Origin of the sequence: Treponema sp. OMZ 906 (assembly GCF_024181185.1) — a bacterium.
Taxonomy (GTDB): Bacteria; Spirochaetota; Spirochaetia; order Treponematales; family Treponemataceae; genus Treponema.
This window is the reverse complement of record NZ_CP051196.1, coordinates 1,228,948-1,247,151: the sequence shown is the minus strand read 5'-3', so window position 1 is coordinate 1,247,151 and position 18,204 is coordinate 1,228,948. Positions and strand designations below refer to the sequence as shown.

23 protein-coding genes and 1 pseudogene are annotated in these 18,204 nt (G+C 44.3%); 1 reads left to right on the top strand and 23 read right to left on the bottom strand.

Going from position 1 to position 18,204, the window contains the following annotated elements; genetic code table 11:
- Positions 1-100 precede the first annotated feature (100 nt).
- The 7 genes from E4N69_RS05530 to E4N69_RS05500 all read right to left on the bottom strand — a co-directional run bounded on the left by E4N69_RS05530 (position 101) and on the right by E4N69_RS05500 (position 5,499).
- Positions 101-619 carry a flavodoxin gene (locus E4N69_RS05530; RefSeq protein ID WP_253824762.1) on the bottom strand — a complete coding sequence of 173 codons (519 nt, stop codon included), beginning with the start codon at positions 617-619 and terminating at the stop codon, positions 101-103.
- 17 nt (positions 620-636) lie between these two features.
- Positions 637-873 (bottom strand): NADPH-dependent FMN reductase family protein, encoded by a 237-nt coding sequence (locus E4N69_RS05525; RefSeq protein ID WP_253824761.1) that lies wholly within the window; start codon positions 871-873, stop codon positions 637-639.
- A gap of 3 nt (positions 874-876) precedes the next feature.
- The gene (locus E4N69_RS05520; RefSeq protein WP_253824760.1) at positions 877-1,740 is read right to left on the bottom strand and encodes an alpha/beta hydrolase; all 864 of its coding nucleotides are present in this window, start codon (positions 1,738-1,740) and stop codon (positions 877-879) included.
- A 174-nt stretch (positions 1,741-1,914) separates the two neighbouring features.
- The gene (locus E4N69_RS05515; protein ID WP_253824759.1) at positions 1,915-2,913 is read right to left on the bottom strand and encodes an alpha/beta hydrolase; all 999 of its coding nucleotides are present in this window, start codon (positions 2,911-2,913) and stop codon (positions 1,915-1,917) included.
- 18 nt (positions 2,914-2,931) lie between these two features.
- Positions 2,932-3,522, bottom strand: coding sequence for a flavodoxin (locus E4N69_RS05510; protein ID WP_253824758.1), 591 nt, complete (start codon positions 3,520-3,522; stop codon positions 2,932-2,934).
- The gene (locus tag E4N69_RS05505; RefSeq protein WP_253824757.1) at positions 3,522-4,622 is read right to left on the bottom strand and encodes an alpha/beta hydrolase; all 1,101 of its coding nucleotides are present in this window, start codon (positions 4,620-4,622) and stop codon (positions 3,522-3,524) included. The genes E4N69_RS05510 and E4N69_RS05505 overlap by 1 nt, the downstream gene beginning before the upstream one ends.
- A 19-nt stretch (positions 4,623-4,641) precedes the next feature.
- Positions 4,642-5,499, bottom strand: coding sequence for an aldo/keto reductase (locus E4N69_RS05500; protein ID WP_253824756.1), 858 nt, complete (start codon positions 5,497-5,499; stop codon positions 4,642-4,644).
- Between the two features lie 116 nt (positions 5,500-5,615).
- Here E4N69_RS05500 and E4N69_RS05495 point away from each other — a divergent pair, with 116 nt between their 5' ends.
- Complete coding sequence (locus E4N69_RS05495) at positions 5,616-6,479, top strand: LysR family transcriptional regulator (RefSeq protein ID WP_253824755.1); 864 nt, start codon at positions 5,616-5,618, stop codon at positions 6,477-6,479.
- A gap of 43 nt (positions 6,480-6,522) precedes the next feature.
- On the opposite strand, the gene E4N69_RS05490 is transcribed toward E4N69_RS05495, so the two are convergent.
- The 16 genes and pseudogenes from E4N69_RS05490 to E4N69_RS05420 form a co-directional block, all read right to left on the bottom strand.
- Positions 6,523-6,843 carry a hypothetical protein gene (locus E4N69_RS05490; RefSeq protein WP_371922147.1) on the bottom strand — a complete coding sequence of 107 codons (321 nt, stop codon included), beginning with the start codon at positions 6,841-6,843 and terminating at the stop codon, positions 6,523-6,525.
- Positions 6,844-7,192: 349 nt separating this feature from the next.
- The gene (locus tag E4N69_RS05485) at positions 7,193-8,128 is read right to left on the bottom strand and encodes an acyl-CoA thioester hydrolase/BAAT C-terminal domain-containing protein (protein ID WP_006188636.1); all 936 of its coding nucleotides are present in this window, start codon (positions 8,126-8,128) and stop codon (positions 7,193-7,195) included.
- A 114-nt stretch (positions 8,129-8,242) separates the two neighbouring features.
- Positions 8,243-8,617, bottom strand: a complete 375-nt coding sequence (locus E4N69_RS05480; RefSeq protein ID WP_206182503.1) for a hypothetical protein — start codon at positions 8,615-8,617, stop codon at positions 8,243-8,245.
- A gap of 14 nt (positions 8,618-8,631) precedes the next feature.
- Positions 8,632-8,775, bottom strand: a pseudogene (locus tag E4N69_RS12800) (radical SAM protein); the annotation flags it as partial.
- A gap of 24 nt (positions 8,776-8,799) precedes the next feature.
- Positions 8,800-9,408 (bottom strand): Type 1 glutamine amidotransferase-like domain-containing protein, encoded by a 609-nt coding sequence (locus tag E4N69_RS05475; protein ID WP_253824754.1) that lies wholly within the window; start codon positions 9,406-9,408, stop codon positions 8,800-8,802.
- A gap of 83 nt (positions 9,409-9,491) precedes the next feature.
- Positions 9,492-10,055: a YbhB/YbcL family Raf kinase inhibitor-like protein gene (locus E4N69_RS05470; protein ID WP_253824753.1), complete on the bottom strand. Its 564-nt coding sequence runs from the start codon at positions 10,053-10,055 to the stop codon at positions 9,492-9,494.
- A 168-nt stretch (positions 10,056-10,223) separates the two neighbouring features.
- Entirely contained in the window at positions 10,224-10,640 is a 417-nt protein-coding gene (locus E4N69_RS05465) for an EamA family transporter (protein ID WP_162663392.1), read from the bottom strand.
- A gap of 22 nt (positions 10,641-10,662) precedes the next feature.
- Entirely contained in the window at positions 10,663-11,046 is a 384-nt protein-coding gene (locus E4N69_RS05460; protein WP_253824752.1) for a VOC family protein, read from the bottom strand.
- A 123-nt stretch (positions 11,047-11,169) separates the two neighbouring features.
- A complete protein-coding gene (locus E4N69_RS05455) occupies positions 11,170-12,687 on the bottom strand; it encodes an ABC transporter ATP-binding protein (RefSeq protein ID WP_253824751.1) in 1,518 nt (505 codons plus the stop codon).
- 17 nt (positions 12,688-12,704) lie between these two features.
- Entirely contained in the window at positions 12,705-13,400 is a 696-nt protein-coding gene (locus E4N69_RS05450) for an energy-coupling factor transporter transmembrane component T (RefSeq protein ID WP_253824750.1), read from the bottom strand.
- A gap of 134 nt (positions 13,401-13,534) precedes the next feature.
- Positions 13,535-13,924: a type II toxin-antitoxin system HicB family antitoxin gene (locus E4N69_RS05445; RefSeq protein WP_253715537.1), complete on the bottom strand. Its 390-nt coding sequence runs from the start codon at positions 13,922-13,924 to the stop codon at positions 13,535-13,537.
- A 10-nt stretch (positions 13,925-13,934) separates the two neighbouring features.
- Positions 13,935-14,117 carry a type II toxin-antitoxin system HicA family toxin gene (locus E4N69_RS05440; RefSeq protein ID WP_253824749.1) on the bottom strand — a complete coding sequence of 61 codons (183 nt, stop codon included), beginning with the start codon at positions 14,115-14,117 and terminating at the stop codon, positions 13,935-13,937.
- Positions 14,118-14,245: 128 nt separating this feature from the next.
- On the bottom strand, positions 14,246-14,839 hold the full coding sequence (locus E4N69_RS05435; RefSeq protein WP_253715536.1) for an MptD family putative ECF transporter S component: 594 nt from the start codon (positions 14,837-14,839) through the stop codon (positions 14,246-14,248).
- A 122-nt stretch (positions 14,840-14,961) separates the two neighbouring features.
- Positions 14,962-15,555 (bottom strand): TetR/AcrR family transcriptional regulator, encoded by a 594-nt coding sequence (locus E4N69_RS05430; RefSeq protein ID WP_253824748.1) that lies wholly within the window; start codon positions 15,553-15,555, stop codon positions 14,962-14,964.
- 122 nt (positions 15,556-15,677) lie between these two features.
- Entirely contained in the window at positions 15,678-16,994 is a 1,317-nt protein-coding gene (locus E4N69_RS05425) for a hypothetical protein (RefSeq protein ID WP_253824747.1), read from the bottom strand.
- A gap of 5 nt (positions 16,995-16,999) precedes the next feature.
- Positions 17,000-18,070: a hypothetical protein gene (locus E4N69_RS05420; protein ID WP_253824746.1), complete on the bottom strand. Its 1,071-nt coding sequence runs from the start codon at positions 18,068-18,070 to the stop codon at positions 17,000-17,002.
- Between the last annotated feature and the right edge of the window lie 134 nt (positions 18,071-18,204).

Below are 18,204 nucleotides of genomic sequence, written 5' to 3'. Positions count from 1 at the left end.
ATTTATCCGCATCGCGTGTTTTAAAAATCCGTCCGGGATTTGCAGCACCAACCGCGTAATCAGGTACGTCTTTTGTAACCACAGCTCCGGCTCCTAAATTTTACATGCCGTTTGCACTAAGCCATTTTTTTATCGCCGCTTCCGAGGATGCGCAGGAAGAACCGGTTATTGCAAGACCCCGCACTACCGTTGCCGCAGGACAGAGTTTTTTGATGTCACTTTCGCTGCGTTCCATCCCGCTTCCTTCGTGTGTACAAAAGGGCAGTATCTTTTTTCCGCTAAAATCTGCGCTTTCCAAAAATGTAAATACCGCTTGCGGCATGGTTCCCCACCAGCACGGATATCCTAACACAATGGTATCATAGCCACTGATATCGGGAAGTGTACCTCGCAGTTCGGGACGGGCATTCGTTCTGCTCTCCTCCGCTGCAATATCCGTACACTGCTTGTAGTTTACGGGATAGTCTTTTACCGTGCGAATTTCAAACAAATCTCCGCCGCTTGCTTTTTGTGCAAACTCTGCAGCAACCGCTGTGTTACCTTTACTGATAGCACATATTTGTCCGCCAAAGTAATTTTCTCCCGTATGGGAAAAATATGCGATCAATGTCTTTGCCATCGTTTCCTCCAAAGAGCTTATTTCAATTTAATGCCGTCAATCCACTTGAGTGTATCACGCTTGGCTGCCGCTTGCGAGTTTTGAGCCGTCTGACCGCTCATTGCAAAGCCGTTCAGAACCGTTGCCCGCGGACACTTCGATGCAATCGTTTTTACCGTATTTGAAAGCCCGCTTCCGGCATGGGTACAAAACGCCGACTGTGCAAATGCTCCTGTTTTTGTTTCTGCCGTTCGTTGATGCTTTGAGATATACAAGTACTAACGTCCAAAATACAGCGGCAGTGCGTTGTACAGATATTCAGCGATTGCATCGTAGTCATGGCGACCGCCTTGTTTGACAGCGTAGCGTACATTTCCCCCGCTGAAGGTGCGGCGAGCCAGCATTTCAGTCAGCTGATTGTTTACCTGATCCCAGATAGGATCGCGGGTACCGACTGCGGCATATATTTCATAATCTGCAGCAGTGCATCCTTTTTCTTGCACGAGCTGTTCAAGCCGGTCAGTTGTTGCTTGAGGTTGATACCGCCCGCCATACGTCCCCATAATCCAGCAGTCGCCGCTCAATGGAAGAAAATACTTGATAAGATCGCTGTTGTAGCAAAATTCATACCACGTGGTCACAGCCCCGAGCGAAAAACCGCTGAATGCCCGGCTATTCCGTACTGCATTGGTATTAAAATGAGAATCGATAAACGGCAGCAAGGCATTCCGGAAATCATGATGAAATATCCCCAGTTCATCAACACTGCGTGAAAAATCCTGTGGGGCATTATCATTATCAAATGTTGCAGCAACAATGATGAGCGGCTGAATATCCCCCTTTTCAATCATAACATCGAACATATTTTTGATAAAACCGTTCCCTATTGTAAACAGTTCACCGGCTATCCCTGTCCACCCGTGCATATAAAAAAGAGTATTATAGCGTACTTTTGTATCATCCGCGTTATACCCGTAAGGAAGATAAACGTATGCTTTCTTTGTAATTGCCGGACGGGCGGCTTGCGTGTAATCATGGGTGGCATACTCAATCAGATGCACTGTTCCCTGTTTTGCGGCAGTAGAAAAATACGCCTTGGGAATAGCTGTTGTTACTGTATAATTTTGTAACAATGTAGTCATTTTTGTCTCCGCTGATGTGCAAGATAGCACGCACGTAAAAATCGGCATCATAAGAATGGTCAATTTTTTCATATAGCTTCCTTCATTCGTACAAAGATTATCCCCTGCATCGGGGGTGTTGATTGAAATTTTGAAACGGTGATAATATACCCATCATTCGGAACATTCAAAAGATTACCGCTTTTGAATGTTCCGCTCCCAAACTTGTACCGCGTTATCGATCCACCCTTCGGCAACTGTGCCGGTTCCCAAGCCAAACCCATGCGGCAAGCCTTCAAAGATTTCTATTTCCGCGTCGGTTCCGTTCGATTTGATCCGCCGGATGCGATCTTCCATCACCCGAAAACTTGAGATACCATCTGCGGTTCCGACACAGGCGTATGTCGGCGGTTCGTTACCGTGCACTTCCGAAAGTCCTGTGTACTGCATGATGACGGCAGCTGGACGCGGGTATTTTTTTTCGCCGAATCGTTCCGTCCCCAAACTGCCGAGCCATGCTGCCATCCGCGCACCCGCTGAACCGCCCCACAGAGAATAATCTGTGGAATCGAGCTGCAATTCCCCAGCGTGTTCATGAATAAAGGCAACCGCTCGAGCTAAATCTTCGCAGGCTGTTTGCGAGCCGGGGCGATAGATGAGGGCAAAGGCATTGTACCCGCGCTTGGAAAGTTCCAGTGCGTGAGGGAAACTGTCATGCATTGCCCCGACATATACAAAGCCGCCGCCTGCACTGCAGATTGCACTTTTTGCACCTTTCTTACCACGAAAGAAAAAGAGCCCGGTATTCCGTTTTCGCGGATCGCGCTGTTTTTCCGCTTCCGTGTAGATATCGAAAAAAACCGGCTCGCCCCGGAGGGTTTGAGCTTTAAAATAACGGATAATCTCTACCGTCTTTGCTGCATCGATATGGCTGTACCATCTCAACTGCAAAGTGCCGAGTGTCGTTCCGCTCCAATAACCTGAATCCGCTGGAAAGAGGAGCCTACCCCACGGAGAAAAACCAGTATCGGCGATAACGCGGTCAATCACGGTTTGCGCGGTAATATCTTCAACTTTCATCCGTCCTCCCGATGCGATGTCGGTAGTTTTTACACTGCCGCCTTGCTCTGCCGTTTGTGCCGTACAAGATAACGAAAGGAACAGACTGCATAACAGAGGAAACAGCTTCTTCATCCCACACATCGGTCTACCTTAAAAACCTAAACCTTTCAGCCATGCCTTTACACTTACCTCGCTAAAGCTGCTGGGGAACCGTTCACCTGTCACCCAATTACCGGTTTTCGCAAGTCTTTCAAGCCGTTTCCGGCTTTCGCCCGTTCCGGTCGATATCGACGTACAGAACGCAATCACGTTTTTGCCCGTAAAATTGTTATTTTTAACAAAGCCGTCCACAACCCACGAAGCTTCGCTCCACCAAATCGGATAGCCGATAAAAACGGTATCGTAGGATTCGAAATTCGGTATCTTTGCGGTTTCAAGTTCTACCGAAACATTGGCTGCACCCTTTTCGTGTTCCTTAACGACACGGCTGTTTTTATCGGTCCAATTCAAATCCGCCGACGTATAAGGCTTTTTCGGCTTTAACGCAAACAAATCCGCTCCGGTTTCTTTTGCGATTATGTTCGCCAAGCGCCCGGTTGTGCCGGTCGCCGAATAATAAACGACCAGTACTTTTTTAGCGTTTCGCGTATTGTCGTCCGCGGCAAAGGCGGAAACAGCCGCCGTAAAAAACACTGCCGCAGCGGCAAAAACCGCCGCACATTTTTTCATCGATTTCATCATCATAACCCCCTTGTTTTCAACCATGTTTCAACATGATCTGCAATTTCTTTGTTATTCAATTCTTGGAACAGAAAGTGACTATTACCGGTGATACCTACTTTCGGAAGGTCGATAACCGTTGCGTCTCCGCCTTGTGCCCGATAGCTTTCCGCAAATGAATAGCACATCCTACGCATCATCTGCCACATTCCGGTCGCTTGAATCTTAGAATCACCGTTATCAATATAGTCGCCGAAATAGAATGTTACCGGTATTTTTTTAGAAAGCACTGCTTTAAAATCTTCGCTGTCTGTTCCTGGTGCTCCACCCGGTTCAACTGCGACAATTGCAGCAATATGATCGGTGTATTTTGCTGCCGTCCATCCCGGTCCGCCACCTTGGGAATGTGTTACTAAAATTGATTTTTTACCTGTCATTGCAAAGACCCTGTCAATCGTTGCGGCTACAGCTTTTGCAACCATTTCGTTATCAAAGTCAGCCCCCATATCCGATTTCATACCGGTATCGGGTGTCATCTGCCGGAAAAACTGATCCACCGATGCATCATCGTTCGGAAATTGAGACCCTATATTGACTACAGAGCGTCCATTTTCCCATCGACCGATTCTAAACTGTGTATACCACCTCTGATCCAATGTCTTTGTACTGATGGTTCCGCCAACCGAACTCTGTCCCGCTTCACCCCGGCGCGGTTCATCAATTAAAAAAATACTGTGTCCTTTTTTCAAAAAAAGATTGCTCCAGCCTTCACGCCCGTCCGGTGTTGTCATCCAACCCATACGGGACTGTCCATAACCGTGTAAGAACACCATCGGAAGTTCTGTTTCCACCGCCGGAATTTGATACAATACATTTGCGTGATCCGCATGTGTTGTTTGTCCGGATCCGCTTGCATCCCATTGATTTTCAGGGTTGAACACTCCTGCTGAACGCACCACGATTCCGCCTGAGGAAAACATCCCCTGCTTTGCAATCACAAGATTGTTGTGATTTGTTGTTGCACATCCTGTTAATGACAGTAACAACCCGGCCGATAACAGCACTCCGCACAGGGTACATTTTAGAATAAGCGCATGACCTGTTTTCTTTGTTCTATTCATTATCATCACCTCCGATACATTATTTCTTTTTCCGCTCTTCGATCATCTTTACAAACCATTCCACCATATTCGGATCTGAATGGGAGAAAAACGAGCTTTCAGCCTTGTCCAGTGCAGCTATACGCTGCATATCTTGATCGCTTAAACGGAAATCGAATACTGCAATATTTTCTGCCATACGTTCCACCCGTGCCGATTTTGCAAGTACGACAATATTCCGCTGCAAAAGCCACCGCAACATTACCTGCGCAGTAGTCTTACCATATACTGCACCGATTTCTTTCAGTACCGGATTTTCAAAAAGTCCTCCGCGCCCCTCACCGAACGGAGCCCATGCTTCATGAACAATATTGTACTTCTCCATCCATTTATGCGCTTCAATTTGCTGATGAAGAGGATGTGTTTCTACTTGATTCACCATAGGACGAATCCGGGAAAACGAAGCTATATCCACCAAACGGTCAGGATAAAAATTCGACACACCGATTGCTCTTATTTTACCTTCGTCATATAAATCTTCCAACGCCCGCCACGCACCGTAGTAGTCGTTAAAAGGTTGATGCAGCAGCATAAGATCGATATAGTCAAGCTGCATCTTTGCCAGTGATTTAAGGACGGACGCTCGGCACGCATCATACCCGTAGTGTTCAATCCATACCTTGCTTGTAATAAACAGTTCCTCCCGTGCAACACCAGATTTTTTCACCGCAGCCCCAACGCCTTCTTCATTAAAATACGACTGGGCTGTATCAATTAAACGGTATCCAGCCCGTATTGCATCAAGCACACGCTGTTCCGTTTCTTTTGCATCGATTTGGAACACACCGAAACCGAGAACCGGCATCTTTACACCGTTTGATAACGTCACAAAATCCATCGTTTTCCTCCTTAGTGTATTTGGCTGTTTTCAATATAGCAAAGAGAGTAAACTATGTACAATAAAAGTTTTGCAAGGCACTATATCAGAAGTGCATAGTGAGATATACTATACCTATGGAACTTTATCAGTTGCGGCAGCTTGTGGCATTTGCAGAATACGGAACGCTTTCTAAAGCGGCAGAGATGGTGCACACGTCTCAGCCTGCTTTAAGCCGCTCTATGCAGAATTTGGAAGCCGAGCTTGGGGTACCGCTTTTTAGTCGTACTAAAAATCATATTGCGCTTACCGAGGTAGGTGTCCTTGCAGCACAGCATGCACACGTTGTTGTTTCTGCACATGATGATATGATTGGTGCTGTTCGAGAAGCAGACCGTAGACTGCGCAATTTTTCTTTCGGCTCGATTGCTCCGGCTCCGATGTGGGAATTGACACCGATCGCATCAAAAGTTTTTACCGGTAAAACAATACAGAGTGATTTACAGGAAACAGAGGCTGCACTTATCCGCGGACTTGATGACGGAACATACAATCTGATTATACTGCTCCATCCGCTTGAAGAAAAAAAGTCTGATGGAACGTCACGGTATATTTGTAAAGCCTTTATTCGAGAAGAGCTTTCCGTACTTTTGCCGGTCTCACATCGGCTTGCAAAACAAAAAACGCTGCAACTGCAAGACCTTGCCGGAGAAAAACTGTTGATCCACAATACCATCGGTTTTTGGTATTCGGTATGCAAACAAAAAATTCCTGACGCAGTGTTTTTAGAACAAAGCGAGCTTTCGACTTTGCGTGAAATTGTACATGCCAGCGAATTACCTTCATTCATAACGAATATTACGAATAGCGCTAATGCCATTCCGCACGGTAAAGTCGCTATTCCTTTATCCGATCCGGAAGTGAATGTGCAATTTTGGTGTGTCTGTTTAGCGGAAAACGCAAGGGAGTATCAAGCGCTGTTTAAGGCAATAGAAAAATAAAGGCGCAATCACGCAGGGCAGTAGATTATCCTTATCTTACACACTATATCTGAAATACCGTTATCCAAAAACATATTCCGGCAATAAGTGAAAGCGGAGTCATAACATATTTTTCTTTCCTACTTTTTGAAATCATGTTCATAATAGTATTCAAAGATAGGTAAGCGGCAAAGAAGAAACAAATATATTTAGTAACCTTAAAAGAAAACCACAAGGAGATAAAACCTCCGGCTTGCAAAATAATTATCATTGCAAAAATTTGGATAGCCACCGAAATGACTGCCGCAACTCTCAATTTCTTAGGTAAGATTTTATGTTGTCCGCCCATTGTAAATTCGCCCAAAGGCAAGCCGCATTTTGTTATACGGTGGCCGGCTTTGACACAAACTCCTTACCGAACTTTTTGTTCGAAGAAAAACACTGCCTTCCACCGGCTCCCCAGTCCCGTCAAACTAGGGTATCACTTTTCACTCGTATTTTCTAATCGTAACAACTCCTTTACAAGGGTCATGCCCTTACTAAAAATGGCGAACTAATGCCCGGGTTCCGCTGAATCACTTCAGCGTATCACATTACCGCTTGTTCGTTTAGTTTTTATCATGCCTCCTTTCCATTTTTTGAATTTTTGACAACAAAAAAGGAAGTATCGGCAATTTGCTTTTGCTTCCTCTTGGTAATATCCTATTTGATTTTTTACTTCGACAAACCGGGATTTATGAAGCTGAATTTATCCACTGCTTTAGTTCCTCCGATAAGCGCTCATCAACATCAATCCTCGTCTGCTTACACTCTTTCGGATACTGCTTTGCCTCCTTAAAAGCCATGCTGATAAACAGCCCGGAACCCACGGGAAGAATGCCTGTTAACATGGTCTGCGGAAATATAAAATGCGTTCCATGTTCATAGGTCATGAGAACTACACTGTTATCCGCGTCCCTTTCTTTCAGCCTGTTTTCCATTCTACGAATGTATTTACAGGTATCCCAAAGTACATCATCCTCCGCACCAATCAGCAGAATGCGGCCCTTTATATTCTCCACCTTTATTTTCTCGGCTTCCTGCACGGGATGCCTTTTCTCCGATTCATCGAACAAATCGCGACTGGCAACCATCGCGCCGCGCCGTTTGGATTCCTCAGATATTTTCTGCCAGTATTCCGGATGGCGATACGCATAGGGCAGATAAGGAAGCGGCTTACCGTGATACGAAACAGATGACTCTCCGTCTCCCGGACGTTCGTGAGCCCCGTCTTTCCCATCCTGATAAAAACCTTCCATCACAAAATCAGAAGGAGAAATGGCTATCGTAAGCGTTATTTCCGAAAAGCATGACGCTGCGACAAGCGCAAGCATACCAGTTGTCGAGGCACCCATAATACCGATTTTTTCATTACCCATCGTCTTCAGAAATGCAAGTGCCTTCTCAAAACGTTCGAGTGGATAGTTATGGTGACCGTAATCTTTTGGGGCCGGTGACATTGTGAGGACATTCAGACCTTTCTTTTGAAGCCATTTGACGCCACCCTTTGCCATCATGTCTTTTGTATCATCACCAAGCATGGCAATCATGCAATATTTACTGCCGTTCGGATTCGGCCAGTATACGCCGTTATATCCATCTTTCTCTATTGTTTTGATTTCTTTCTTCATGGGAAAGTTTCTCCTCTTCAAATTCAAATTTGTCAATTTCTCGTCCATCCTACTATATCACTTTTCTCATATTTTTCCAATTTGACGCACTGTAGATTATCCTCATTTTACATACTACATCTGAAATGCCGTTATCCAAAAACATATTCCGACAATAAGTGAAAGCGGAGTCATAACATATTTTTCTTTCCTACTTTTTGAAATCATGTTCATAATAGTATTCAAAGATAGGTAAGCGGCAAAGAAGAAACAAATATATTTAGTAACCTTAAAAGAAAACCACAAGGAAATAAAACCTCCGGCTTGCAAAATAATTATCATTGCAAAAATTTGGATAGCCACCGAAATGACTGCCGCAACTCTCAATTTCTTAGGTAAGATTTTATGTTGTCCTCCCATTGTAAATTCGCCCAAAGGAAAACCGCAAGCAACAAGAACTGTCATAATTGCTATAATTCCAAATAATACTGCACCTAATATTGAAAGCATAAATCAATATTCTCCCTTCGCATAAAAGACGCATAACAATATTTACACACATGTGTACATCCGGTGTATGGATTAACGGAATAATCCGCTACGGGTAAATTTGATTTTGATATTACGCTGCGCACCGCAATGTGTTTGATAATGGGGGCAGCGTTCATCTCATCAAATTCCATACTTGTATTTTACTCTTTCTCTACACTCACAAACTTCCGTACTCCGTCTTTAACACTAAGAGCTTGTGCATTATTGATAGCGCATAGTTCGATATTTGAGAATGATTGCATAATGTCTGCAGTAACTTTTTTGAATGGTGCGGTAAGATAGTGCGGCAGCACATAAAAATTGATGAGTCCTAATCCGGCATAATCACTCTGAGAATAATCTTCCGGAATAGGATCCATTTTTTCAATATAAGAAAGCTCCGGAGCACATACAATAGCGCCTGCTGATTCTCCAATAAATAATTTCCCTTTTTCCAGCTGTTGCTTTAGCAACGTATCCGTACCGGTTTTCCTCAATTGATCAATAAGGAAAAATGAATTACCGCCGGTAAAATAAATAATATCCGCTGCGTCAAACACCTGTGTAATATCGGAAGCGTTTGCAGTTGAAATCTCAATTTCAGTCAGCTCGGCTCCTAATTTTTTGAATAATGTACGGGCAGACCCTACATAGCCTGTATACCCTTCATGTATCGATGCAGTGGGAATGAAAGCAACTCTTTTTCCCGCAATGAGATCTTTAAGAAGAGCGCCTACTTTTGAAAAGTGTGAGCACAAAAATAAATTCATTTCCCTACATCTCCTCGGTGAATAATGGGTTTAGAGCTATATTTAGAGCTGTATAGTATACGGATAATTTTTCACTGCTTTGGTCAGGGGTTATCCTTAGCACCGAACATACCCGTAAGTGAAGCAGCTTCGATTGCGTGCCCCTTAATCGCGGCCTTCAGCTCTTTTACGCTGCTGCCCGCCGGAAGACTCAGATTCATATCGAGCGCATAGAGATAAAAAATATAGCGGTGCGTCCCGAACGGCGGTTGAGGTCCGTTGTAGCCGCTCGTACCCCAGCTCGTTTCGCCTTCGACGGCATTCGGCGGTACATTACCTTCTCCGATCGACGTTGTTTGCGGCGGAATGTTCCACAGCGTCCAATGATAAAATCCACCGGGAAGCGGCGCATCCGGATCGTGCACGATAATCGCAAGACTCTTTGTACCCTCCGGTACACCGTCGATTTCGAGCGGAGGAATGTGATTCGCTCCGAGTTTTGCAAATTCTTGGGGCATTTTTTCGCCGTCGGCAAAAGCCGTGCTTGTCAACTTCATAGAACCTCCTTCGGTAAGCGGCTTGATTTCGTCTTTACTTGAGCAGCTTCCGCAGGAAATAACAACCAGCGCCGCCATAAATGGCAGCATTTTCGTATAGATATGTTTCATACCGATATTTTATGACAAAGGCATTTTAAGTCAAGATGCCAGACGGTTGCTTCGGGTACACACATCAGGCTGTTTTTAGTCGTCTTACACAGTGATGATTGAGGATTGATGATAAACTACTCATGGATTATGCTACCGTAATCTTGATATTCAAACAGTGCACCATCTTTATAACACCATACAAAGGGTGCCTGCCGTAATCAGCAGCGAGCCAAGTATCGATTTTGCATTCATATTTTCATGCAGAAAAATCACTGCTAAAATCAATGTAATGACTACGCTTAACTTATCGATAGGCACGACCTTGGATGCTTCGCCGATTTGCAATGCCTTGTAATAACATAGCCATGAAGCACCTGTAGCCAAGCCTGAAAGAATCAGAAATATCCAGCTCTTCTTGCTGATGTCCATAATTCCATCCTGCGTATCGGTAATAAAAACCATGCCCCACGCCATAGCTAATACCACAACCGTTCTTACCGCTGTTGCCAGATTTGAGTTTACTCCTTCAATCCCAACTTTCGCCAGAATAGAAGTGAGTGCTGCAAAAACAGCGGATAGAAATGCAAAAACCGCCCACATCATGTTACCACCTTACGCTTTCTCTTTACACCGTAATTTCAATTTGATTATCTTCAATGGCGACAATACAACTTTCATAGTATCCGTCTCCGGTTGTCCGCGGCCCGCTTACAACTTCGTATCCGGCGTTTTTAATTTTTTCAGTTAAGGCATCAACCGCATCTTTGCTTCCGACGGAAAACGCAATATGGATGTACCCTATACGCGCAAGTGTTTTCTCACAATCCGCTACATGCGGCTTTTTCATAATTTCCAGCCGTGCACCTTCATCAAAGGTGATAAAATATGAGCGGAAGTCGGTCGTTTTATTATGGTATCCGGCATTGGGATGTCCGCCAAAATAGTCAACAAAAAAGTCTTTTGCTTTTTCCAAATCATTGACATACATAGCAATATGTTCAATTTTCATTTCTGCCTCCATTACATTCTTTTTCTATATCTTGCAATCCACACCGCCGGCGCAGAGCACTGCCGCGAAACTGCAAGTATTACCATCTCCGCCCCTCATAGTCTATTGGATAAATCTACATTTCTAGAGCTGCGGATCGGACAGGAGCGTATTGTTTCCTAAATGCAAAATCCGTGTGCAGGCTTTATGTATAAACTCATAGTCGTGAGTAACGACAAAGATGATGCGCCCCGCTGCAAGGCTGCGGATAACAGCGGAAACCCGCGCCATGCTATCGTAGTCAAGTCCGCTTGTGGGTTCATCAAACACAAGCAGCGGCTTAGCGCTTACCTGTCCTGCCGCAATAGCAACCCGCTGTTTTTGTCCGCCTGAAAGAGAGCCGGGGTGCCGTGTACGAATTTCCGTTAACTGCAAAGCGTTAAGCGCTGCTTCTACCGCAGTCTCCGATGCTGTTTTCAAACCGAATGAACATTCTGCCTCCACGCTTTCGGCAAAAAGCTGGTAGTTCACATCCTGCATCACCATATATGCACGCTGTAGCCGTTCTTTCGGTTTAAGCGGCTTGTCGTTCCATAGAAAACTGCCGGATGTTTCCTTGTGCAGACCGCACAATGCACGGACAAAGGTTGTCTTTCCCATACCGTTTGCGCCGGTAATTGCAATAATCTCTCCTGCATGGGCAGAGAAAGAAAGATCATGGAGGATGAGTTTTTTCTTACGGTACAGTGAAACATTCTGCAGCTCTAACGTAAGCGGCTCTGCCAGCGCTGGCTGAACCGGCGGTTGGGGAGACTGAGCCGTATCTTGTGTGGTCTGAACCGACGCTGCTCCGTTCATACGGCAGGGAGTTTCTGAGCGAATATCCATCGCCTTATTATGTAGAGAGAAAGGGATTTCTTCCTGCAAATGAATTGCCCGCAGTCCCATCTCATGACGTGTTTCAGCAGAAAGCGACTTAAACTCCAGCGGTGTGAATATGCGGGTGATGGTGCCGTTTTCCATATATACGATTTTATCTGCAAGATCAGCTAAATAATACAGCCGGTGCTCCGCAACGATGACTGTCTTCCCTTGTGCTTTTATATTCCGTATGTAGCTTTGCAGCGCAGTAATCGATTCCGAATCCAAATTTGACGAGGGTTCATCAAGTACATATATATCGGGATTCATTGCATACACCGAGGCAAAGGCGATTTTTTGTTTTTCGCCGCCGGAAAGCTCAAAGATATTTCTTCCGCTCAAAGTTTCGATATGCAACTCTTCGGCTGTTTGCCGTACCCGCTGTATCAGTTGCTCCTGCGGATATCCTTCATTTTCAATACCGAATGCAATCTCGCTGTCGGTATCAACATTAAAAAATTGTGTCCGCGGATTTTGAAACACCGAACCGACCTGCTTAGCAATTTTATACAGCGGTAATTCGCCGACAGGCTGATTGTCGATGAGTATGGAACCGGTGAGTGTGCCCATATAAAAGGAAGGAATTAATCCGTTGATCAACCGCGTAACCGTTGTTTTGCCGCAACCGGAACGTCCGCAGAGCAGAACGCATTCACCTTTTTGTATTTCTAAGTTGATATGATGTATGCCATCCGTTTCATTACCGGAATAGGTAAAAGAAACATCTCGTATCGTTATCATGACAGTATAAGACCTTGTTAAAAAAATAATGCCAACGCTGTATACAGTAAAAAGACCGCAGCAGTTATGGCATCTGCAAATCTAAATTGAGTCTGCACAAGACACGTTCGCGGATGGGGATTTTCGATACCACGGGTAAGGGCAGCGATAGAAAGCTCGTCAGCTGTTTTTGATGCTGCTGACAGCAACGGCACGTAAATACACTCAACGGTCATGGTCGGCTGTTTCACAAATCCTGCAAGCGTCGGCGACACATCACGCATCCGCATTGCATCTTTAATGTACCGCCAATCTTCACCGATTGTGGGGAAATAACGGATCATCACTGCAAGCGGAATAACAATCTTTTTCGGAACACGGAGCCGGTGCATCGCAGATAAAAATTCGTTCACCTTTGTTGAAGTGATAAACAAGCCGCCCATCATACCGCAGGGATATACCTTGTGAAACAGCCCAAACGCAGCCAGCAGTGTTGTCTTCAATGTGCCCGTCAGACCGGCTGCCCACAGTGTCAGCGCATACAAGAGCGCATAACCGACGATCCCCGTTAGTGCACTACGCCAATACCCGCACAAGATTCCCATCATTCCAATAAGGACGACAAGCCCTGCTCCGTATAAAAGAGACGGTGCAAGAGAGGCAGCAATAACGCACAAAAGCAGTATAAAAAGCTTTGTCCGCGGGTCAAGAATGAGTTTTACTCGTTGTTCCATAAAATAGCTCTTTAGCAATTGATAATGGGTAATCCAATGCATAATCATAATTAGATGAATACCTCTCATTACAAATTATGCATTACTAAATTATTTCACAGTCTGCATTACAAGGAATAACAAATACGCAGTTATCAACTGCATAATTCTTCTAAAGCCGCTTCTAATACTTGAGAAAAGTTTATCCCTTGCGCTTCTGCTTTTCGTTTTAAATTATATGGGATAGTACAATTTGTTCTCACTCTTCTGTTATCCATTTCTTTTTTTACAAAATCAGGATAAATAGTAATTGCATATACTATGTCACCTATATTGGTTTGTATATTGGAAAAATTTTCAATCGGTAATTTATCTCCGTCTTTTTCCATACCGTATATATGCAATTCAAGAGCTTCCTGTGCCATTGCCTGTGCTTCCTGAAAGTTTTTTCCATAGCTTATACAGCCTGCAACATTCGGAAAATAAACACTATAAGCGCCGTTATCTGCCGGTTCAAACACTGCTAAATAAGTCATTTTATGCATACACAGCCTCCTATTTTAATCCTGCCTGTTTTAAGATGCTATTCAAAGTGCCGGGTTTTAAATCACCGCTGTGCATCGGGATTGTTATTTTACCTGACATTTCCGAATGTTTTAGTTGACAATGAGACCCTTTTGTTTCATAAACATACCAACCATTTTGTTTTAATAATTTTAAGACTTCTTTTGCAGTCATAATTATATGATACGTATTTTAAGTGCGCATGTCTATATCTTTAGAAGTTACTTACTCATCACTTTGTTAATTGGTAATGTGTAATCAACCGGTACATTAATCCATTATCCATTACAAATTACTAATTATTACACAACCCCTGCTTTTTCAAATTGTTTTTTCAGCATCTTGCTGCCTACCCATGCACTGAATGCTGCAACGAGCAATGTTCCGCCGACAATCACGACAGGCATCCATGATGCTGCCGAGGTGTTCATGGTTTCAATGTAGGAAGCGTCGGTGCCTTTTTTCAGCATAGCGTGTATCCATCTATCCCGGTCGATAAAAAAGATGAGATAGGTGAAGGTGTTTGAAAGCATAAACAGCATATACGAAAGTGCATTGAGTTTTTTATTGGTATAGGTGCCGATCCCTGCAACGATGTCGGCGATAATGCCCATTCCGATATTGCCGAGTGCCATCGACCAATGCATTCCGGTAACAAAAAAGAAAAAGCCTAAAATGATGCCGAGGATGGTAATGCTCCAGCGTTTGTGAACCTTTGCGACTAAAAACAAATATACCGGACCGCACAATAATGCGCAGCCCATCGGCATATAAAACGTCAATACCGGATTAGGTGCAAAAAACATGCCGCCGAGCATTGTAAACACAATCATCAATGCGGTAAAAATACCGGTTGTTACCAAGTCTTTTACCGATAACCCTTTTTGAGTATTCATATTTAGACCTCCAATACTGTAATTTATAATTTGTAATGCGTAATGTGTGATTACTCCAATGTATAATTCCTCATTGAGCATCCCTAAAAACTCAAGGTTGGTGTTTAGAGGATAGCCATTAATCATTCTTCATTATTTTTATACACAAGATAGGCTTTGACCATTTCGGTGATCGCCTGTTTTTTCATTTTAAAAAGTTCTTTTTCGCCAAGATATTCAAAACCGATCGTAAGTGCATTCATAAAAGTAAATAAAAATGAATCGAGTTGTTCGATGCCGCAAGCATTCTGCGCTTGTCCGAAAGCGTCAAGCATTTCCTGGAAACCGTCGGTACTTAGTTTTTCAAACAGGTGCTGTAATTTCGGATCGCGGCTCTTTTCCAATAAAAACATGGCGTAAAGCGGCTTATACGGATTTTCATCGATGATTTTTTCGGTAATAAACTGCGCCGCCATATCTTCAGGAGTGCCGTAATTTCCCTGTTGATGCCGGTGCAAGGTCTTTTCGATACGGCTCTTATTAGCCTCTTCCATTATGTCGTAGAGAATGTCGCCGGTATTTTTATAATAGTGGTACACCCCGCCGACGGATAAACCGCTTTCAGCTATCACATCCTCCATTGTGGTTGCTGAGAATCCTTTTTCGAGGAATTTCCGTGCGGCTGCTTTTCTAATTTCCTTTTTTCTTTCTTCGGGAAGTAATCGTGTTCTTTGCATAGTAATGAACTTCTCTTTACCGAGGAAACCCTCGATAGGAGGAGTATATTTCAAGGGGAGAAATGTGTCAAGCGGCTTACTTTTGCAGGCATCTATATCGAGATAATAAATACTACGCGCCATTACAGCCTGTGTGAAAGCCGGGAAACTACGCTGAGGTAAAACACGGGCTGCAGCTTTTGATTGAAACCTACCTGAAAAGTTAAAGGAACGCTATCGTAAAGGTTGTAGCCGAGTCCGCCGCCTGCTTCATAGAAGAGAGAACCTTTACGCCGTTCGGTAATACCGAAGCCGACATCGGCAAAGAGCGAAAGGAAAAAGCCGTTCGTTTGGGCAGTAATCCGCGCAGGATACCAGCGGAACTCGGCGCTGAACAGATGCATATCTTTAAACAATACCTGAGTTTTAAAGGTACTGCGACCTGTCATGCCGCTTTGGGTTTGTCCGATCGCATAGCGGCGGAACGGCGCAGCCTTGCCGTACTGCACAGTTGAGGTATGAAAGAGCGAATACATGAACGCAATATCAACATAATAGAGGTGAAAAGAAGCGGGAATTGCCGCCGAAACAGTATAATAATGAAATGCAGCCTTCGGTATCCAATGATAATAAAACGCAGCGGTACCGGTACTCTTAAAAAAACCGAGATCAGCAAGGAAAAAATCCAGCTGCAATCCTGCAGAAACCTGAGTCACCACCGTCGGTGCGGTTCCAGTACTCCACTCATCTCCGATGATCTCATTTTTCCGCAGCCGTCCGGCAACAAGCGGCATGCTTACCTTTATTCCGGGAAAACTAAAACCGAAAGAAGTTATCCCGTAGACCGCTTGATCAGCAGCTTTTTTATGCATGGCGAAGGGAACAATGTCATATACGGCGTAGCCGCTCCAGAAGAAAGACTTTTTCCGGAGCGCTAATCCGACCGAGGTATCCAGTACCGGTGTATCGGCAACCGAGAACGAAAACCCTGCATTGGGAAAGACACTGAAGTCTTCCTTCCGATAAAACCATCCGAATCGTACCGATAGCGGTAAGCCGTAATACTGCGAAATTATTTTAAATGCCGACACCTTAACGTGAAAATCCAGCGGAGCGTTCGCCGAATCGTGGGAAGCTGTACCGCCGGAGTTTTTGCTTTGTGGATTGTCAGGAGACTTTTCTCCGGCAGTATCCGTGGCGTGCCCATCGGCTCCGATATTACCGTCCGGTGTCTCTCCCGTTGCGATGCCGGATGCTGCTACGGTATGATCCGCTACCGCATTATCGGTTTTTGATACAACAGAAGCCGATGTCGCAGCGGTATTCTGCGCAGACTGTGCGTATCCGGTTACCCCAGCGCACAACAGTAGGCAAAGCACACAATACCGCCGCATCTCACGGCTTATGTTCCGTATCATCTTTTTCGTAGTGATCTTTTTAAAAAGTAAAAATTCATCCATAACTTTTATACATCTCCATTAAAACTGACGGCAATCGAAAGTATACCAAGATAGCTCGTACCCGTCGTTTGCTTTTCCAGCATATCTTTTGAAATATATCCGATTTTAATCGAAAAATCAGATATGAAAAACTCCGCCTGCATAATTCCAACGAGCTTTTTTGCTTCCAGTCCCTGCACTCCGGCGGAAATTTGTGCATAGTCGGCTAGCCCCATACTTTGAAAGACCGAATACGCAAATCCTTCCGTCGAATATGATACCTCTGCAATGGAACTTAACGTAATCGAGTTCAATAGAAAATCTTTTGAAATACCGGCAAGCGTTCCCCAATCGGTGATATTTTTATGCAGCAAATCTACCGGCAACTGCGCATTGGCATAGAGCTTAAACTGATATGGCAGCAGCGCTGAAATCTCCGCTGCTGCGGTACAGGTATAGGCTTTTTTCTGTTCGGCGGAAGCAGCTGTCTCCGGTAATTCCGGTTGCAACAGTGCATCTGCTTCAAGCCCCACCGATACGACCGGATTGGTGTACACAGCTTTTGCCCATAGGCTATACCACTTGGGCACTTTCCGGAACGCCGTTGAATCGGCATCGGCAAAAATACCGGAGGTCAACAGGAATTGCTTGACCGGTACTTCAAACACGGTATGCCACACCAATGGATAGATCTTTTTTCCAAATCTGTCCGGTTGAGGAAGATGCACAAAAAAATAATTTTTCATTATGCCCTCTCCAAAAGAAAATGAATCCTTTCCGATGGAAAGCGAAAATCGGTCGGTAAAAAGTGAATAACGCAGCTTTCTAAAAAACGGTCTGAACTTTTGCTCTTTTACAAGAATCCCCGGCTGTACAAGAAAATTTTGATTACCTGCAGAAAGTTCAATATTGCAAAACACAGTACCTGCCATATTCGGAATAGTATCGGGCGCATATTCGTTTGTATTCTTCTGTAAAAATATTGATTCATGCTGCACTTCAAATCCTGCACCTACCTGTACCGAATCAATGCCGGAAAGTGCGCACACGGAAAATGCAATGCATAAAAAAAATAAATCGGCTATCGCTTTTCGCATTACTCTTGTGAACCTCTAACCATCTAACCTTAAATTTTTAAAAGATGGCCTATTGAATAAGCCCTTCCTTAAAATGCCCCAGTCGAACAAAGTGTCAACTTTGGAGGCTGGTGCATTACGCCGTTTCGTAACGT

What these genes read in the sequence shown, in the direction of transcription:
- E4N69_RS05450 (WP_253824750.1), bottom strand. Translation starts at nt 13,400, where the DNA reads ATGGAACAACGAGTAAAACTCATTCTTGACCCGCGGACAAAGCTTTTT.
- E4N69_RS05430 (WP_253824748.1), bottom strand. Translation starts at nt 15,555, where the DNA reads ATGCAAAGAACACGATTACTTCCCGAAGAAAGAAAAAAGGAAATTAGA.
- E4N69_RS05500 (WP_253824756.1), bottom strand. Translation starts at nt 5,499, where the DNA reads ATGGATTTTGTGACGTTATCAAACGGTGTAAAGATGCCGGTTCTCGGT.
- E4N69_RS05475 (WP_253824754.1), bottom strand. Translation starts at nt 9,408, where the DNA reads ATGAATTTATTTTTGTGCTCACACTTTTCAAAAGTAGGCGCTCTTCTT.
- E4N69_RS05420 (WP_253824746.1), bottom strand. Translation starts at nt 18,070, where the DNA reads ATGCGAAAAGCGATAGCCGATTTATTTTTTTTATGCATTGCATTTTCC.
- E4N69_RS05425 (WP_253824747.1), bottom strand. Translation starts at nt 16,994, where the DNA reads ATGGATGAATTTTTACTTTTTAAAAAGATCACTACGAAAAAGATGATA.
- E4N69_RS05470 (WP_253824753.1), bottom strand. Translation starts at nt 10,055, where the DNA reads ATGAAACATATCTATACGAAAATGCTGCCATTTATGGCGGCGCTGGTT.
- E4N69_RS05455 (WP_253824751.1), bottom strand. Translation starts at nt 12,687, where the DNA reads ATGATAACGATACGAGATGTTTCTTTTACCTATTCCGGTAATGAAACG.
- E4N69_RS05445 (WP_253715537.1), bottom strand. Translation starts at nt 13,924, where the DNA reads ATGCATAAAATGACTTATTTAGCAGTGTTTGAACCGGCAGATAACGGC.
- E4N69_RS05510 (WP_253824758.1), bottom strand. Translation starts at nt 3,522, where the DNA reads ATGATGAAATCGATGAAAAAATGTGCGGCGGTTTTTGCCGCTGCGGCA.
- E4N69_RS05485 (WP_006188636.1), bottom strand. Translation starts at nt 8,128, where the DNA reads ATGAAGAAAGAAATCAAAACAATAGAGAAAGATGGATATAACGGCGTA.
- E4N69_RS05435 (WP_253715536.1), bottom strand. Translation starts at nt 14,839, where the DNA reads ATGAATACTCAAAAAGGGTTATCGGTAAAAGACTTGGTAACAACCGGT.
- E4N69_RS05520 (WP_253824760.1), bottom strand. Translation starts at nt 1,740, where the DNA reads ATGACTACATTGTTACAAAATTATACAGTAACAACAGCTATTCCCAAG.
- E4N69_RS05480 (WP_206182503.1), bottom strand. Translation starts at nt 8,617, where the DNA reads ATGCTTTCAATATTAGGTGCAGTATTATTTGGAATTATAGCAATTATG.
- E4N69_RS05440 (WP_253824749.1), bottom strand. Translation starts at nt 14,117, where the DNA reads ATGACTGCAAAAGAAGTCTTAAAATTATTAAAACAAAATGGTTGGTAT.
- E4N69_RS05465 (WP_162663392.1), bottom strand. Translation starts at nt 10,640, where the DNA reads ATGATGTGGGCGGTTTTTGCATTTCTATCCGCTGTTTTTGCAGCACTC.
- E4N69_RS05530 (WP_253824762.1), bottom strand. Translation starts at nt 619, where the DNA reads ATGGCAAAGACATTGATCGCATATTTTTCCCATACGGGAGAAAATTAC.
- E4N69_RS05505 (WP_253824757.1), bottom strand. Translation starts at nt 4,622, where the DNA reads ATGAATAGAACAAAGAAAACAGGTCATGCGCTTATTCTAAAATGTACC.
- E4N69_RS05515 (WP_253824759.1), bottom strand. Translation starts at nt 2,913, where the DNA reads ATGAAGAAGCTGTTTCCTCTGTTATGCAGTCTGTTCCTTTCGTTATCT.
- E4N69_RS05460 (WP_253824752.1), bottom strand. Translation starts at nt 11,046, where the DNA reads ATGAAAATTGAACATATTGCTATGTATGTCAATGATTTGGAAAAAGCA.
- E4N69_RS05495 (WP_253824755.1), top strand. Translation starts at nt 5,616, where the DNA reads ATGGAACTTTATCAGTTGCGGCAGCTTGTGGCATTTGCAGAATACGGA.